Below are 15361 nucleotides of genomic sequence, written 5' to 3'. Positions count from 1 at the left end.
ATGCCCTCTTCTTATAAACGGCGAAAAAAAATTTGGAAATCTATATATCTTTTAATAACAGTTGGAATTTTGTACATAGGATATATATTAATTAAAAGCGGTTATATTAATGCAGAAAACGATATTAATGTTACAAAAAAAAGTTTAAAAGATAATAAAAATTTTGATTTAAAGTATAATATTATATTGAAAGATTCAATTTTTGAAGGAGTAAATAAAAATTTAAATGCGTATAAGATTAAAACTGAACGAGCTATAAAAGAGTCGGATAACAAATATAAACTAGATATAATAAATGCTATTTATAACGTAAATCAAGACCAAACTCTTATTATCAATGCGAAAGAAGGCTTTTTAGATGAAGAATCAAACATATTAGATTTAAAAAACGATGTAAAACTTTTTTTTGATGAGATCATATTTAACACTAACGATGCAAGGATTGATTTAGTAAATAAGAATATAACCGGTCATTCCCCTGCTAAGTTACTTTACAAAAACTCTTCAATTACTTCGGATAGTTTTAATACGAAAGATGAAAATAATATTATAATTTTTAAAGGCAATGTCTCTACAATCATCGATTTATCGGGTTAGACATCTTTCCAAACCAGCTTATAGAGAGAAATTTAAAGGAGACATGGAACGCAGCACCGCAGCGTACAAAGAAGTACGTGAGGATACGAGTACCGATTCGACGTCTAAATTACCTCTAGAAGCAAAGTTTGGAAAGATGTCTATTATTAAACTTGTTTTACTCCTTATAATTAGTACCATAATATATGCTAATGATAAAAATATTTCAAATTTACATATCATATCTGATAGTTTAATTATTGATAGAACCAAACAAAAAGCAGCATATCTTGGAAATGTTATTGTTTACTTCGATAATGCGATACTTAGAACGAAAGAATTATATATTTTTTATAAAACAATAGATGAAAAGCAAACTATTGATCATATAGTTGTCCCTACTAAATTGACTGTAGAAAGAAAAATAAATAATGAATTATTACTTGCAGATAGTGCTAAATATTTTTTCGATAATAAACAACTTATTCTACTTGGTAATGTAATATTACAGCGTGACGATAATGTTTTAAAAACTAATAAACTAATCTACTATGTAGATATTATTAAGAAATAGAGCTATTTACCGTTGGTACATCATTGCACGCGATTGCAAGAAGTGTGACAATCCAGAAAATAATTAAAAAAAATGCTAAAGATTAGTATTTTTAACTGGATTGCTTCGTCAATTACTTACGTAATTTTCTCGCAATGACGTTGCAAATTAATCCACGCAACAAAATCTTAACAAATAAAAAAGATGGACAGCTTACACGTTAAAAATATATCAAAATCCTACAAAAAAAGGAATATATTAACTGATATATCTCTGAATATAAAACAAGGAGAGATAGTTGGTTTATTCGGTCCGAATGGAGCCGGCAAAACAACTTGCTTTAACCTTATTATCGGTTTAATGAAACCGGACTCAGGGCAATTACTTTTAAATGATATAAATATTACCAACTTGCCTATTTATTTACGAGCAAGGCTTGGAATCGGCTATCTTCTTCAAGAACCTTCGATATTCCGGGGATTGTCGGTTGAAGATAATATTAAGGCTGTAGTTGAGATATCTGAAAATGATAAAGAAGTAATTGAACAAAAAACCCATAATTTGTTAGAGAAGTTTTCGATAGTTCATTTAAAAGGTTTATCTGCTGCTAGCTTATCAGGCGGTGAAAGGCGTAGGCTTGAGATTGCACGTGCACTTGCAATAGAGCCTAAATTTATCATGCTTGATGAACCGCTTGCCGGTATTGACCCGCTTGCTATTTCCGATATCAAAAATCTAATTACTTATTTACGTGAATTTAATATAGGTATATTAATTACCGACCATAACGTACGTGATACTCTAGATATAGTCGACCGCGCTTATGTTATTTTTGAAGGTAAAGTATTATTAGAAGGAAGTGCCAAGGAAATAGCAAATAGCAAGAAAGTTAAGGAAGTGTATTTAGGTGAGAGCTTTAGTTTCTAGACTATGCAAATTCGTCATTGCGAGCGACTTGCAGGTGTTGTTGCCTGGATTGTTTTATGTCATTCCCGCGTAGGTGGGAATCCAGTAAAACCTATAAAAACTTGTTTTTTATAGGTTTATTTTATCACACTATGTAGCTTCTATATAAATATTGAAGTTATTTTTCTGGATCCCCGACGCGGGGATGACATCGAGTAGGTTTTCCGAGCCATGCAACAAGGCTCTTTTGCAGGAATGACATAAGAGCCATGTAATAATATTCAAAATATTCAAAACAGTTTTCTATGCAAATTAACAAAGAAATTTTTAGGGTTTATGATATAAGAGGCAATAGCCTTAAAGATTTAACGGAAGAAGTAGCTTATAAAATCGGCTTTGGTTTTGCCGAGATGACTATAACGAAAGATAACGATAAAATCTGTGTCGGCTTAGACGGTCGGCTTAGCTCCCCTACCATTTGTAAAGCTTTAGAACTAGGATTAACTAATGCAGGGGCTGAAATCATAAATATTGGCGTAGTTCCAACGCCGGTTTTATATTTTGCCGATAAACACTTTACGCCCGCCGGTAGTATTATGGTCACGGGGTCACACAATCCTCGTGACGATAACGGCTTTAAAATGCTACAAAACGGTAAACCTTTTTTCGGTGATCAGATACAGGAGTTATTGACTAAGATTTTGGATAACTACTCCAATACCACACCAGCATCTCCTTATGTCATTCCTGCGAAAGCAGGAATCCATAATATACAATCTAAATACCTAAAACGTATTTTAGATGGAATAAACATGAATCCAAAATTAAAAGTAGCTTGGGATTGCGGCAATGGAGCAACCGGCGATATTGTTGAAGAACTTAAAAAGCATCTCTCAAACAAGAATATAATCATACATAGTAAGATTGACGGGAATTTTCCAAATCATCATCCTGATCCTACAAATCCTGCTAATTTGCAGGAGCTAATAAAAGTGGTTAAAGAACAAAATTGTGACCTTGGTATAGCTTTTGACGGTGACGGTGATAGAATCGGCATTATAAGCTCAAGCGGTAAAATATTATTCGGTGATCAAATTTTATGCATTTTTGCTGAGGATATTTTAAAGGACAATCCAAACGCAACTATAATAGTTGATGTAAAAGTCAGCCAATTTATAGTCGCTAAAATAAAATCATATGGAGGACACCCTATAATATGGCGAACAGGTCATCCTTTTATTAAAAGCAAAATGCTTGAGACAAAGGCTTTACTCGCCGGCGAAATGAGCGGGCATATATTCTTTGCCGATAAATATTTTGGTTTTGACGATGCAATTTATGCAGCTCTTAGATTTTTAGATTTACTTAGTAGATCAAGTAAAACTCTAGATGAGATAATAGAGGATGTACCGAAAAGCTATAGTACACCGGAAATTAAAATTCTTGTTCCTTCAGAGTTAAAATTACAAATTATTGAAGAGATTAAAGAAAAATCATTAGAAGAGAAAATAGAGTTTAATGATATAGACGGTGTACGGGTAAATACTGCACATGGTTGGTGGCTCTTGCGTAGCTCTAATACCGAATCTATTATAGTTGCAAGGGCTGAATCAGATAGTAAGAATGGTTTAGAGGAAATAATCACTATAATTAATAAATATCTTGAAAAATACGGGTTATTAATTAATTATTAAAACATTATTGCTTTCTAAAATATTATTTTATATGTTTTTCTTACATTAAATTAATATAAAGAAAAATAATATGTTAAAAATCTCAGATATCAATCACTCATTTGTTGATACTAAATTAGTTACAATAACGCCAATAGGTGCAAATACATTAAATATTAACATTGAGGCACCATTAGTAATAAAACATAAAGATCTTGAGCCTACTGATAATCCTCTCATTTTTAAACAGTGACGTAGCCGCATCTAACGGTTTAAATAGTCTGACCATTGACTACAGTGATACAGGCTTATTTAGTGGTCCAACTATTAGTTATGACAACAAACTTGGTACAATAACATTTAGTGGACCGGCAGATAGTAATGCTAATACTGAGACTTTAGGAAATACTATTAATACTGATGAAACCGTTTAAGGGTATGAGGTCATTCCTGCGAGGCGTTGTTACATAGATAGGTTTTTTCGTCATTGCGAGGAGTTACGTTAGCAACGATGCGGCAATCTCATAAGATAATATAAAAAAACTCCCGAGATTGCCACGCCAGCATAAATGCTGGCTCGCAATGACGATACAAGTTCGTATTTATTAGTTAAACAAGTGACAAAGAAAGAAATATACTCAAATGATTTGGAGAATGGGAATGTAAAACGAGGAGCGAGTACGCACAGCCTATATTTAATAGGTGATCCGAAGTTTTGCAGAAACAATTCTTCAAAGCAGAAGAGTATAATTATATTATGCGGGCCGACTGCTAGCGGGAAGTCTTATTTAGGTCATGAACTGGCTAAAGCTTATAACGGCGAAATCATTAATATCGACTCAATGCAGGTTTATAAGGAAATTCCTATTATTACCGCCTCCCCTCCGAAAAGCTACAAAACTGAAATCTTGTATCACTTATATAACTTCTTATCAATGACAGAAGATTTCTCGGTAATAAAATATCTAAAACTTGTGACAGAAAAAATAAAAGAAATAACCGACAGGGATAAGCTACCTATATTAATAGGTGGAACGGGTTTATATATCAATTCTTTAGTTTTTGGCTATAATAATATTCCTGATATATCAGAAGATTTACGAGAACAGGTAAGAAACTTACACGCTAAAATAGGCAATATAGAATTATGGGGTAAATTAGAGAAGCTTGACCCGCTTGCTGCTTCTAAAATAAACCAAAATGATACTCAGCGTTTAATTAGAGCTTATGAAGTATTCATGCAAACCGGTAAATCTATTTTTTCTTTTCAAACTTTGCCAAAAGAACAAATCTTATCTGATTTTAATTTCAAAATTATTTTCTTAAATCCTGAGCGAAAATTTTTATATAAAACATGTAATGAGCGTTTAGATAAGATATTTAAAGAAGGGGCAATTGACGAAATAGCTTTAATAAAAAAGCAATTTGCTCCTAAAGATTATACGAATCTGAAAGCTGTAGGGATAAAAGAAATTTTAGCTTATTTAAACGGCAATCTCACTTTAGATGAGGCTTTAAATGCAGCTCAAATACGAACCCGTCAGTATGCTAAAAGACAAGTTACTTGGTTTAAAAATCAGATACAAGATAAAATCACATTGGAATATGCTAACCAAGAAGAATTTACTCAAACTTTAAAAAACCCTTTTAAAACTATATAGCTTATCTACGTATTTCTTCTTTCTTTTTATTATTGGCAATAGGAGTAATGGAAAGTGTATTTGTCTTAGGTCCTACAATATTAATCTTACTATTTAAATTTGAGACGATACTTTGTGCTTCTTTTAATACATCAGCCGGAACTTTATTTTCTAATTCTGGTTTCTTATCAGATTTTTGATTAAAATAACCAACTCCCGCTTTAACAACATTTAGTATTTGTTTAATAATATTCAGTGCTTGCCCTTCTTTCAAAACTAAACTACCTATACTAGTAGCAACATTAATATATTTTTTATTTTCAATATTTTCTAAGATTTGAATCAGCTTATCCGGTTGATTGAGCATAGGTGTTAGTATACTATATAATTCTTTCTTATCGAGCTTATTTATACCGGGTACATCTTTTAAAGTTTTATCTAAAATATCTGTAAATATTTCCTTATTATCGTTTAAATATTTTTTGATCTCGGGATTATCTTTAGTTAACATTACCAATTCTTTAGCTATTCCCGTATAATCACCTTTAACAAATCCATCAAAAACCTTTTTTAATGATTCAGGATTATCAAGTAATATAGGCATTACATTCGTAAGTTTTGTAGTATCTTTTGTTTCTAGTCCATAATTTTCAAGCTGCTGTTTTATAGTTTGGCTATTTTTTTCATCTTGCTCTAAAATGCCTTTAATTAAATTATCGAATAAACCCTCTTTACTTTGCTCTACTAATATATTTTTAACTTAAATGAAGGTTCGTTAAAAGCAGTAATTACACGGCTTGTTACGGTCATATCATAGCCTTTATTTATATCTGTAATAATAGCATGTGCAATTTTCGGTTTTGACATAACTTCACCTACTATACTAAGCATTTGTTTATCGAAATTATATTCTTTCGTCATGCTTTGTATATTCGGAGTATTTTCAATAATAGCTGAGGCAATATCTGGTAAGACTGTTTTATTATCAGCAAAAAAACTTTTTAATTTATCGTCACCCACTACCATTTCTAAAGATTTCTCAAGAGCCACCATTACTCCTTGATTTGCATTCAGAGTATCAAAAATCTCTGTTGTTTCAGGCATTTTATTTAATAAAGTAGGAATAGTATCTACAATACTCAGATCAACTTTATAGCTTTCAAAATATTCTTTTAAGAAAGGTTTAGCTTGTTCTTTAGTTTCTATTAAGAAACCTTCTATAATTATTTATTTTTCAGGAGATAATTTATTAAACCTTTTTAGAGCATTAGGATTGTTTATATTTTCAGCCAGCTCTTGTTTAAACTCAGGATGTTCATTAAATATTTTTATAACTTTTGCATATATGTCATTACTTTGAGGTTTTTGTAATATATCTCAAAAGCTTTTATATAGTCGCTTGGAAGTATTTCAGTTATGTAATTCGCAATATCGTTACCTTTTTCATTAAAAAATTTTAAGCAATTTTTATCCGTGGATAACATTTCTAATGTTTTAGAAGTTACTTTATTATAGTCCGGTACTTCTTGCTTTATCTCAAGTGCAATTTCTTGAAGGCTTTTAAGTAAAGCATCATTTTTAAAATATTCTTTTAATGTTGTAAGACCCTTGTGATCTAGAAAACTACCTTCTTGAAATTTTCTAAAACCTGCTTTTGCTAAGATTTGTCCTATTTTTGGTAAATCATCGGCATGCTTTTTTAGAAAATCCTATATTTTGGATTTTTCAAGAACAGATTTTTGAAACTTTGAATCAAGATATATATCAGAGGAGCTTGCAAGTTTAACAAGATTATAACTCGGGATTAGTTAAGGCAAACTTTGTACCTTTTAATAATGCTCCTATACTAACTGGTAATATTTTTTTCTTTGGAGATGCAAGGTCATAAATAAAGCTTGTTAATGCCTTGTCTGCATCAGGAGAAGATAATGTCCTTTTAACAGTTTTATTAAAATTCTTTAATGAAATTTGTAACTGCCATAAAAATAATGAAATATATTTAATTACATAAACATTAAATTATCTTAAAATTGATTCAAAGAAATAAATTAAGCACTACTTAAATATTTTAATTTATATTACATAATATGGTAATTAAATCAATTTGATCTAAGATTTATGGGATCATCTGTGTATTTGTTTACTTTTTGTAGGTAATGATGCGTAAGTATGTGATTTATCGTGATTATCTACTATATGCACTTTACTATCTAAATTTGAAACTATATTTTTTGCTTCTTTTAAAACATTTAATTTATTAATATTTTCAAACTCATTTTTAAAGTTATCTTTTAACTGTTCATTGAAGATTTCTTTTGGTAAATAAATTCCACCGGTAATAGTGCCTGCCCCAGTATATTTAGATTTAGAATTTAAAGTAGAGGCAATATTACTTGCTAACTTTTCTAGATTTTTTGGTTCTAAAAAATTATTTATATTATCAGGATTTTCTTTAGAATATTCAGAAACGATAGGTTTTAGCATCTGATTCATCATGTAAAAATCTTCACCTCTATTATCACCTTTATCAAAAAGTTTTTGTGATATTTTCTCGCTTAAAATATTTGCCAATAAATTACTCTTAATATTTTGTTTATTTGCAATGTTTTCATATAAAGGGTTCAATACTTGTAATGGAGAATTTACATAATTTGTAATATGTTTATATTGATTTGTTTTAGGAGTAGCTAGGTTAGTAACCATATTCATAGGTAGTGAATTTAGTTTTTCTATAATATAGTCTTTAATCGTTTGATTTTCTTCATATAATCTTTTTACTTGTTGAGCAATTTTTTTTTTACTAAGTACATTTCTTTTTCCTTCAGCTTGTATTTGTAAAAATACTTTATCAATTGCCTTATCAATTAATTTTGCTTGTTGTTCTTTAATTAGTTTAGGTACTAAAGGAGGGATAGCCTTATCAAGATTATAAGTATCAGTAAGTAGCATTAAATTATCAGGTAATTTAGCCCCTGCTAAATTAATATTTTTAAAATTACAATCTTTTAAAGAAGTTACTTTAGTTAAATCTGCATTTTTTAATGATACGCCTGAGAAGTCGATATTAGATAAATTACCTACTAATATAGCTCCCTCTAAGCTGAATTTTCCATTTTGTATTTTATGTAAATTATTTCTAAGAGTAATTTCATCTATAGTTTTATCTTTAAAATCTTGTGATGAACTAAATACATCTTTTACTTTTTCAATAGCATAGCTAAAACCTACTTTTATAATATTCGGCAATTGCCCTTCCAAATAATTTGTTTTTTGAACTAGATTATATATAGCACTAGTAGCCCCACGATAATTACTTTTTTCAACCTCTTCTATAACTTTAACTAATTCATTAGGATGGTTTAACATTGATGGAAGTACATTATATAATTCTTGCTTATCAAGGTTATTTATACCTGGTATGTCTACTAAAGTTTTATCTAAAATACTTGCAAATATTTCTCTATTATTGTTTAAATATTTTTTAATTTCAGGATTGTCTTTAGTTAAAGCTATTAACTCTTTTGCCATTCCCGTATAATCACCTTTAATAAAATCTTGAAAAACCTTTTTTAATGATTCAGATTTATCAAGTAATATAGGCATTATGCTCGTTAGCTTTGTAACATCACTCGCTTCCAGACCATAACTTATAAGTTGTTGTTTTATAGTTTGGCTATTTTTTGCATCTTGTTCTAGAACTCCTGTAATTAAATTATCAAATAGACCTTCTTTACTTTGCTCTACTAATATATCTTTTAATTTAAATGAAGGATCATTAAGGGCGGAGATTATATTACCGGTTAAACTCATATAATCGCCTTTATTTAAGTCTGCAATAATCTCATGAGCAATTTCTGGTTTTGACATAATTTCGCCTACAATATTAAGCATTTGTTTATCAAAATTATATTCTTTTGTTATGCTTTGTACGCTAGGAGTATTTTCAATAATACCTAAAGCAATATTTGGTAAGATTGTTTTATTATTAGCAAAAAAACTTTTTAATTTATCATCACCAACTACCATTTCTAAGGATTTCTCAAGAGATATCATTACACCTTGATTTGGAGCATTAAGAGTATCAAAAATCTCTGTTGTTTCAGGTATTTTATTTAATAAAGTAGGAATAATATCTAAAATTTTAAGATCAATTTTGTAGATTTCAAAACGTTCTTTTAAGAAAGGTTTAGCTTGTTCTTTTGCTTCTTCTAAGAAATTTTCAATAATTATTTGTTTTTCAGGAGATAACTTATTAAATCTTTTTAGAGTATTAGGATTGTTTATCTTTTTAGCCAGTTCTTGCTTAAAACCAGGATGTTCATTAAATATTTTTAATAAATTTTTCTTTTCGGGCTTTTGTAATATATCATCAAAAGTTTTTATATAATCGCTTGGAAGTATTTCAGTTGCTCCTGTACGTATGTATTTCGTAATATCTTCACTCTTTTCGTTAAAGAATTTTTGGAAGTTTTTATCGGTAACCAGCATATCTAAAGTTCTAGAAGTCACTTTATTCCAGTCCGGTAGCTCTTGCTTTACTTCAACCGCAATTTCTTGAAGTTTTTTAAGTACTTGTTCATTTTTAAAACATTCTTTTAGTATTTCGAGTCCCTTTTCATCTAAAACACTCTTATCTTGAAATTCTCTAAAGCCCGCATTTGCTAAGATTTGACCTATTTTAGGCAAATCATCCGAATGTTTTTTTAAAAATTCCCATATTGGAGATTTTTCAAGAAGTGATTTTTGAAATTCCGGATCAAGATATATCTTAGAAGAGTTAGCAAGCTTAACAAGATTATAAGTATTTACAGGATTAGTTAAAATAAATCTTGCTCCGAGTAACATCGTTCTTAAGCTTATACTCTTTGAAGATGATAAGTCCTTAATTGCACTCTTTAGTACTTTATTAGCTTTAGAAGAAGATAAAACTTTTTCTACAACTTTTTGATAGTTTTTATTATTTATAATAACCATGAAATTACTCAATTTTTAAATATTCTAAATCTATTTTAAAAAACGACACAACATGTTCAGCATCCGAGGACTTACAAAGACATGGCTGCCAATTTTTCAAGTTCTATTTGAGTTATTATTTAGCCTCCGCTTTTGGCGTCCATCTCAGTGAATACTTCTTCCCATGAACCGGTAGTCGCTGCTTTTGAATATTCAGTTGCTCTATTTTCAAAAAAGTTCGTATGTTCGACTCCGTTTAGCATTTCATCAAGCCAAGGAAGGGGGTTATGATTTACCAAATACACATCTTTGAGTCCTAGCTGCATTAAACGGCGGTCGGCAATATAACGAATATATTGTCTTACTTCATATGCCGTTAATCCCTCAATACCGCCAACTTCAAAAGCAAGTTCAATAAAGGCATCTTCAAAATGCACAATAGTCGTACAAGCTTCATAAATACGTTTACGTAAAGTTTCTGTCCAAACTTCAGGGTTTTCTCTTACAAAAGTCTTAAACAGAGTAATAATTGAGTTAGTATGAAGTGTTTCATCACGCACTGACCAAGCAATAATCTGTCCCATACCTTTCATTTTATTAAAACGAGGGAAATTAAGCATGATCGCAAAAGAAGCAAATAGCTGTAATCCTTCAGTAAAAGCTCCAAATACTGCGAGTGTAGTTGCTATATTTTCTTTGGCATCCACTCCGAATTGCTGCATATAATCATACTTGTCTTTCATTTCCTTATATTTAAGAAATGCTGAATATTCTACTTCCGGCATGCCTACCGTATCAAGTAAATGTGAATATGCTGCGATATGTACCGTTTCCATATTAGAAAATGCCGATAACATCATTAATATTTCAGTCGGTTTAAATACTCGTGAATAATGCTTCATATAGCAATTATTCACTTCAATATCTGCCTGTGTAAAAAAACGAAATATTTGCATTAATAGATGTTTTTCCCCTGGAGTTAAGTTATATTTCCAATCTTTAACATCGTCGGCAAGCGGTACTTCTTCCGGTAGCCAATGAATTTTTTGTTGAGTGTGCCAAGCTTCATATGCCCATGGATATGAAAACGGTTTATAAATTGGACTTGCATCAAGTAGTGACATAATTTTTCTATTTCTTCTTTTGAAAGCTTAGTATATTTAATTATTTTCTCTATCGGCTCATTATCCGCTAACATTTCTTTTACTATTTCTGTATTTCTTCTAGTTTCTCCAATTTCAATACCATCAGCTTTCTCATCAGCTTTCCCCTCATTATATTTACTTTTTTGATTTTACTCTTCCGTTTGAGCAGCAAGCATCGCTTTAATATAATTATCATATTCTGCTTCGCTCCAGTTAAATTATTCAATAGTTTTATAGACTGATAATACTATTTCATCTTTTGTATATTGTTTGCTCTATCGAATTTAGTCATCATATATAACCAATCATCTTCTAAGCTTTCTAACTTATCTGCTTCTTTGGTAAATTTGTCTAATTCAACAAATACGTAAGACAAGCATTTAAGTTGATGCTTACCGTTGCCGACATTAATAGTTTGATGATAGCTAATACATTCTTTTTCCTCGGGCAATGCCTGAAACCCAGCAGTAATTACTACCATTACTACAGGAGCTAGATCAGCATATTCTTTTCCTCTTTTTAATTGCGAAGAAAATGCTATACAACTGTAAAATTGTACTCTTGATAAAAAAGCACCGGCATAGCCGTTTTGCATCTCAACAATATAAATATTGCCGGAGTTATCTCTAACTTTTACGTCTACTATACTCCTTTTATTCTGCCCTAAATCCGGTACTTATTCGTTTGAAATATATTCAAGGTTGATAATCCAACTCTTCAGGTAACCTCGTAATATTATTGAGAAAGCTTAGTAACCTTATTTTATCCGTAAACAATTTTTTAAATGCTACATCATTTGTTGGGTCTAAATATCTTTGCATAGTTATATTATACTTACTGGCAAGCCAAGCATTCTTCGTAGTTACCGGCTTCTGCCAACTTATCGTTTTGTTCCTCTAAATCTTTAAAATCGGCCTTTAATACGTCATGCGAGACCTTATCGGCTCGCTGTATTGATGTCGATCTGCAGTAATATAAACTTTTTACTCCTTTTTTCCAGGCTTTAAAATGAATATTATTTAAATATTTCTTACTAACATTCCCCGGTAAAAAGATGTTTAAAGATTGTGCTTGCGTAATGTAAGGAGTACGATCGCTTGCCAGTTCAATTAGCCAATTCTGATCAATTTCGTAAGCGGTTTTGAAAACCTGTTTTTCTTCTTCGGATAAAAATGTTAAATGTTGTACTGATCCTTCATGTGTTGCAATCGAAGACCAAACTTGATCATTATTAAATCCTTTCTCCTCTAATAACTTTTCTAAATGTTTGTTACGCACGTTAAAAGAACCGGTTAAAGTCTTTTGTACAAAACTATTAGCAGCAAACGGCTCTATTCCGGGTGAGGCATTACCTGCTATTACCGAAATTGAGGCGGTAGGTGCTATTGCGGTTTTATTGCTAAATCGTTCATTACTTCCTGCATCTAGAGCATCAGGACATGCTCCTTTTTCTTTACCGATTTCTATTGAGGCTTTATCAGCTTTAGCAGATATATATTCAAATATTTTTTTATTCCAAACTTTTGCCATAACCGATTCTATCGGTACTTTTTTCATTTGCAAAAATGAGTGGAAGCCCATTACGCCAAGTCCAACGCTTCGCTCACGTAAAGCCGAATATTTAGCTCTTGCCATAGTATCCGGTGCTTTATTAATAAAGTCTTCTAAAACATTATCAAGGAACAACATAATAGAATGGATAAATTCTTTATCATCTTTCCACTCTTCGTAATACTCTAAATTTAAAGAGGAAAGGCAGCAAACAGCAGTTCTTGACTTTCCTAGATGGTCAATTCCCGTCGGCAATGTAATTTCACTACAAAGATTAGACATTTTAACTTGAAGCCCTAATTTTTTATGATGCTCAGGGATAGATTTATTAACACTATCGATAAATAACAAGTAAGGCTCACCTGTTTCTATTCTAGTAGTTAATAACTTAACCCATAAATCTCTTGCTCTAACTTTATTTACGACTTTTTTGGTAGCAGGACTAATAAGGTCAAAATCCGTATTGTTTTCAACTGCTTTCATAAATTCATCGGTTATAGCTATACCGTGATGAATATTAAGAGTTTTACGGTTAACATCCCCACCTGTCGGACGTCTTATATCGATAAATTCTTCAATTTCAGGGTGATTAATAGGCAAATATACAGCCGATGAACCTCGTCTAATAGAACCTTGCGAAATAGCAAGAGTCATAGAATCCATTACTTTAATAAACGGTATAATACCGGATGAATGACCTTTATCACGAATCCCTTCATTAATAGCACGAACATTACCCCAATAACTGCCAATCCCGCCACCGCGTGCAGCAAGCCAAACATTTTCTGTCCATAAATTTACTATATCATCTAAGCTATCATCGGTCTCATTCAAGAAGCATGAAATAGGAAGTCCCCTATCCGTTCCGCCGTTACTTAAGATTGGTGTTGCTGGCATAAACCACATTTTACTCATATATTCATATAACTTCTGAGCATGCTGTTTATTTTCGGCATAATAACTAGAAACTCTTGCAAATAAATCTTGAAAATCCTCACCTTTCATAAGATATCGATCTCGCAGAATAGCTTTACCGAAAGGAGTAAGTAAATTGTTATGGTTGTTGTTTATAGTTATTTGAAATTTATTTTTTTTAAGCGTGTTCATTATAGGTACTAATGGGGTTGTAGGCGTTATTTATAATGCTTATTTTGAAAAAATGACACCATATTCAGTGTATAGAATCTTCACCTAAGTAGACACGAGAATAATAATTTATTCAATATAAATATTTATTTTTTTTTTAGATTTTTGACTTGACACAAATCACTCTTGATTACTATATGGAATAGTTTTTACAAATATTATGCTTGCTTAAGGCACAAGCAGTCTTATCTTGCGGAAGTAAGGCAACGTTGCGTGGTTCCCGGTTGCATTTTTGCGTAGACATAAGTTTAAGAATCGATTCCATCTCTGTCATCTCACGATCAAGTCACAGCGTAACAGAAAGAAAACCGATCCATGCAACAAGACCTTATCTATGCGGGAATAACGTTCAAGACATTCTCCATCATTCGTATTAAGGTATACTATTTGAAAATATCTCTCTATACTGCTTGGAAGTTCTGATTTCCCTTTAAAATCCAGTAACGGATAGGTAACTAAATTCTAACTGCAAAATTATTAGCATACTGAATACCGGCAAATCTAGTTGAATTAGACCAAGAAGACGCTTTAATTATGCTACCCCCTACCCACCAATTATATCTTATCCATATTCTCACATTTCCAATTTGTGTCTAAACGTGTAAATTTATTTTGGTTTTTTGTGGTATTTGTGATTTTAGAAAAATTTGATTTAACGGCTTCAGTTTGAAATAAGAAACTATAACTATATACACCGTTTTCAGTGAAATAATTGAGTTCCTCTACTCCGGCTAAATAATTAATATCATCATTTGGACTAAGAGTCACATCATAGTTTAAATATACCCTACTAATAAGTTTAGTATCGACGTTCTTCATAGGACCACCCGAGGCATCAAATGATTGAGGTTGCATTTTTCCCGCTGGGAAAGTGATATTTAAATCTAAATTCTCAAAGTTTAAATCATATTTAGTACCCTCACAAGCAAATCTAAATTAATATATGCAGTATCATGATAATTCACTAAACCCTGCTTAAGATAATTTTCTTGAACATCAAAATGTTCTATATCTTCAAGAGGAATTAAACAATGACCTTGAGCATTTTGCACTATAGTCGGCAATATATCGGTTTCGGTATAATTAACTTTTAACGAAACAATCAATTCACTCTTACCCGCAATTTCATTAGCGCTATTCTCAAATTCTACTGCTAGAGGTAATTGGGGCAATAACCCTAACTCCTTATCCTCATGTACGTTTGTATCAGCTGCGATT

Annotated in this window: 13 protein-coding genes and 1 pseudogene; 6 read left to right on the top strand and 8 right to left on the bottom strand. The window is 31.2% G+C overall.

What is annotated here, in order from left to right:
- The 6 genes and pseudogenes from lptC to miaA all read left to right on the top strand — a co-directional run bounded on the left by lptC (position 1) and on the right by miaA (position 5369).
- Positions 1 to 597, top strand: coding sequence for an LPS export ABC transporter periplasmic protein LptC (gene lptC / locus MCI_RS00385; protein WP_014409196.1), 597 nt, complete (start codon positions 1 to 3; stop codon positions 595 to 597).
- Between the two features lie 136 nt (positions 598 to 733).
- Entirely contained in the window at positions 734 to 1150 is a 417-nt protein-coding gene (locus MCI_RS00380) for an LptA/OstA family protein (protein WP_410526320.1), read from the top strand.
- Positions 1151 to 1333: 183 nt separating this feature from the next.
- The gene (gene lptB / locus MCI_RS00375; protein ID WP_014409194.1) at positions 1334 to 2056 is read left to right on the top strand and encodes an LPS export ABC transporter ATP-binding protein; all 723 of its coding nucleotides are present in this window, start codon (positions 1334 to 1336) and stop codon (positions 2054 to 2056) included.
- Positions 2057 to 2340: 284 nt separating this feature from the next.
- A complete protein-coding gene (locus tag MCI_RS00370) occupies positions 2341 to 3729 on the top strand; it encodes a phosphomannomutase/phosphoglucomutase (protein ID WP_014409193.1) in 1389 nt (462 codons plus the stop codon).
- A gap of 70 nt (positions 3730 to 3799) precedes the next feature.
- Positions 3800 to 4142: pseudogene (locus MCI_RS10410) on the top strand (hypothetical protein).
- 135 nt (positions 4143 to 4277) lie between these two features.
- On the top strand, positions 4278 to 5369 hold the full coding sequence (gene miaA, locus MCI_RS00360) for a tRNA (adenosine(37)-N6)-dimethylallyltransferase MiaA (protein WP_014409191.1): 1092 nt from the start codon (positions 4278 to 4280) through the stop codon (positions 5367 to 5369).
- A gap of 1 nt (position 5370) precedes the next feature.
- Here the strand turns inward: miaA and MCI_RS10405 are convergent, their stop codons facing one another.
- The 8 genes from MCI_RS10405 to MCI_RS00315 form a co-directional block, all read right to left on the bottom strand.
- On the bottom strand, positions 5371 to 5859 hold the full coding sequence (locus tag MCI_RS10405; protein ID WP_041404139.1) for a hypothetical protein: 489 nt from the start codon (positions 5857 to 5859) through the stop codon (positions 5371 to 5373).
- Between the two features lie 233 nt (positions 5860 to 6092).
- Entirely contained in the window at positions 6093 to 6452 is a 360-nt protein-coding gene (locus MCI_RS10400) for a hypothetical protein (RefSeq protein ID WP_014409189.1), read from the bottom strand.
- 1020 nt (positions 6453 to 7472) lie between these two features.
- Positions 7473 to 10322: a pentapeptide repeat-containing protein gene (locus tag MCI_RS00345; RefSeq protein ID WP_014409187.1), complete on the bottom strand. Its 2850-nt coding sequence runs from the start codon at positions 10320 to 10322 to the stop codon at positions 7473 to 7475.
- Between the two features lie 119 nt (positions 10323 to 10441).
- Positions 10442 to 11425 (bottom strand): ribonucleotide-diphosphate reductase subunit beta, encoded by a 984-nt coding sequence (locus MCI_RS00340; protein ID WP_014409186.1) that lies wholly within the window; start codon positions 11423 to 11425, stop codon positions 10442 to 10444.
- 268 nt (positions 11426 to 11693) lie between these two features.
- A complete protein-coding gene (locus tag MCI_RS09245; RefSeq protein ID WP_232202772.1) occupies positions 11694 to 12050 on the bottom strand; it encodes an Rpn family recombination-promoting nuclease/putative transposase in 357 nt (118 codons plus the stop codon).
- A 230-nt stretch (positions 12051 to 12280) separates the two neighbouring features.
- A complete protein-coding gene (locus MCI_RS00330) occupies positions 12281 to 14104 on the bottom strand; it encodes a ribonucleoside-diphosphate reductase subunit alpha (protein ID WP_014409184.1) in 1824 nt (607 codons plus the stop codon).
- Between the two features lie 594 nt (positions 14105 to 14698).
- A complete protein-coding gene (locus MCI_RS09240; protein WP_232202670.1) occupies positions 14699 to 14998 on the bottom strand; it encodes a hypothetical protein in 300 nt (99 codons plus the stop codon).
- A gap of 44 nt (positions 14999 to 15042) precedes the next feature.
- Positions 15043 to 15315 (bottom strand): hypothetical protein, encoded by a 273-nt coding sequence (locus MCI_RS00315; RefSeq protein WP_232202669.1) that lies wholly within the window; start codon positions 15313 to 15315, stop codon positions 15043 to 15045.
- Between the last annotated feature and the right edge of the window lie 46 nt (positions 15316 to 15361).

Source organism: Rickettsia montanensis str. OSU 85-930 (assembly GCF_000284175.1).
GTDB classification, from domain to species: Bacteria; Pseudomonadota; Alphaproteobacteria; order Rickettsiales; family Rickettsiaceae; genus Rickettsia; species Rickettsia rickettsii.
Note: the sequence above shows the minus strand (reverse complement) of the source record. Positions and strands in the feature narration are given on the sequence as shown.

Excerpts from the sequence above, each read along its gene's own strand:
- lptC (WP_014409196.1), top strand. The coding sequence starts at position 1 with ATGCCCTCTTCTTATAAACGGCGAAAAAAAATTTGGAAATCTATATAT.
- MCI_RS00380 (WP_410526320.1), top strand. The coding sequence starts at position 734 with ATGTCTATTATTAAACTTGTTTTACTCCTTATAATTAGTACCATAATA.
- lptB (WP_014409194.1), top strand. The coding sequence starts at position 1,334 with ATGGACAGCTTACACGTTAAAAATATATCAAAATCCTACAAAAAAAGG.
- MCI_RS00370 (WP_014409193.1), top strand. The coding sequence starts at position 2,341 with ATGCAAATTAACAAAGAAATTTTTAGGGTTTATGATATAAGAGGCAAT.
- miaA (WP_014409191.1), top strand. The coding sequence starts at position 4,278 with ATGCTGGCTCGCAATGACGATACAAGTTCGTATTTATTAGTTAAACAA.
- MCI_RS10405 (WP_041404139.1), bottom strand. The coding sequence starts at position 5,859 with ATGTTAACTAAAGATAATCCCGAGATCAAAAAATATTTAAACGATAAT.
- MCI_RS10400 (WP_014409189.1), bottom strand. The coding sequence starts at position 6,452 with ATGCCTGAAACAACAGAGATTTTTGATACTCTGAATGCAAATCAAGGA.
- MCI_RS00345 (WP_014409187.1), bottom strand. The coding sequence starts at position 10,322 with ATGGTTATTATAAATAATAAAAACTATCAAAAAGTTGTAGAAAAAGTT.
- MCI_RS00340 (WP_014409186.1), bottom strand. The coding sequence starts at position 11,425 with ATGTCACTACTTGATGCAAGTCCAATTTATAAACCGTTTTCATATCCA.
- MCI_RS00330 (WP_014409184.1), bottom strand. The coding sequence starts at position 14,104 with ATGAACACGCTTAAAAAAAATAAATTTCAAATAACTATAAACAACAAC.
- MCI_RS09240 (WP_232202670.1), bottom strand. The coding sequence starts at position 14,998 with ATGCAACCTCAATCATTTGATGCCTCGGGTGGTCCTATGAAGAACGTC.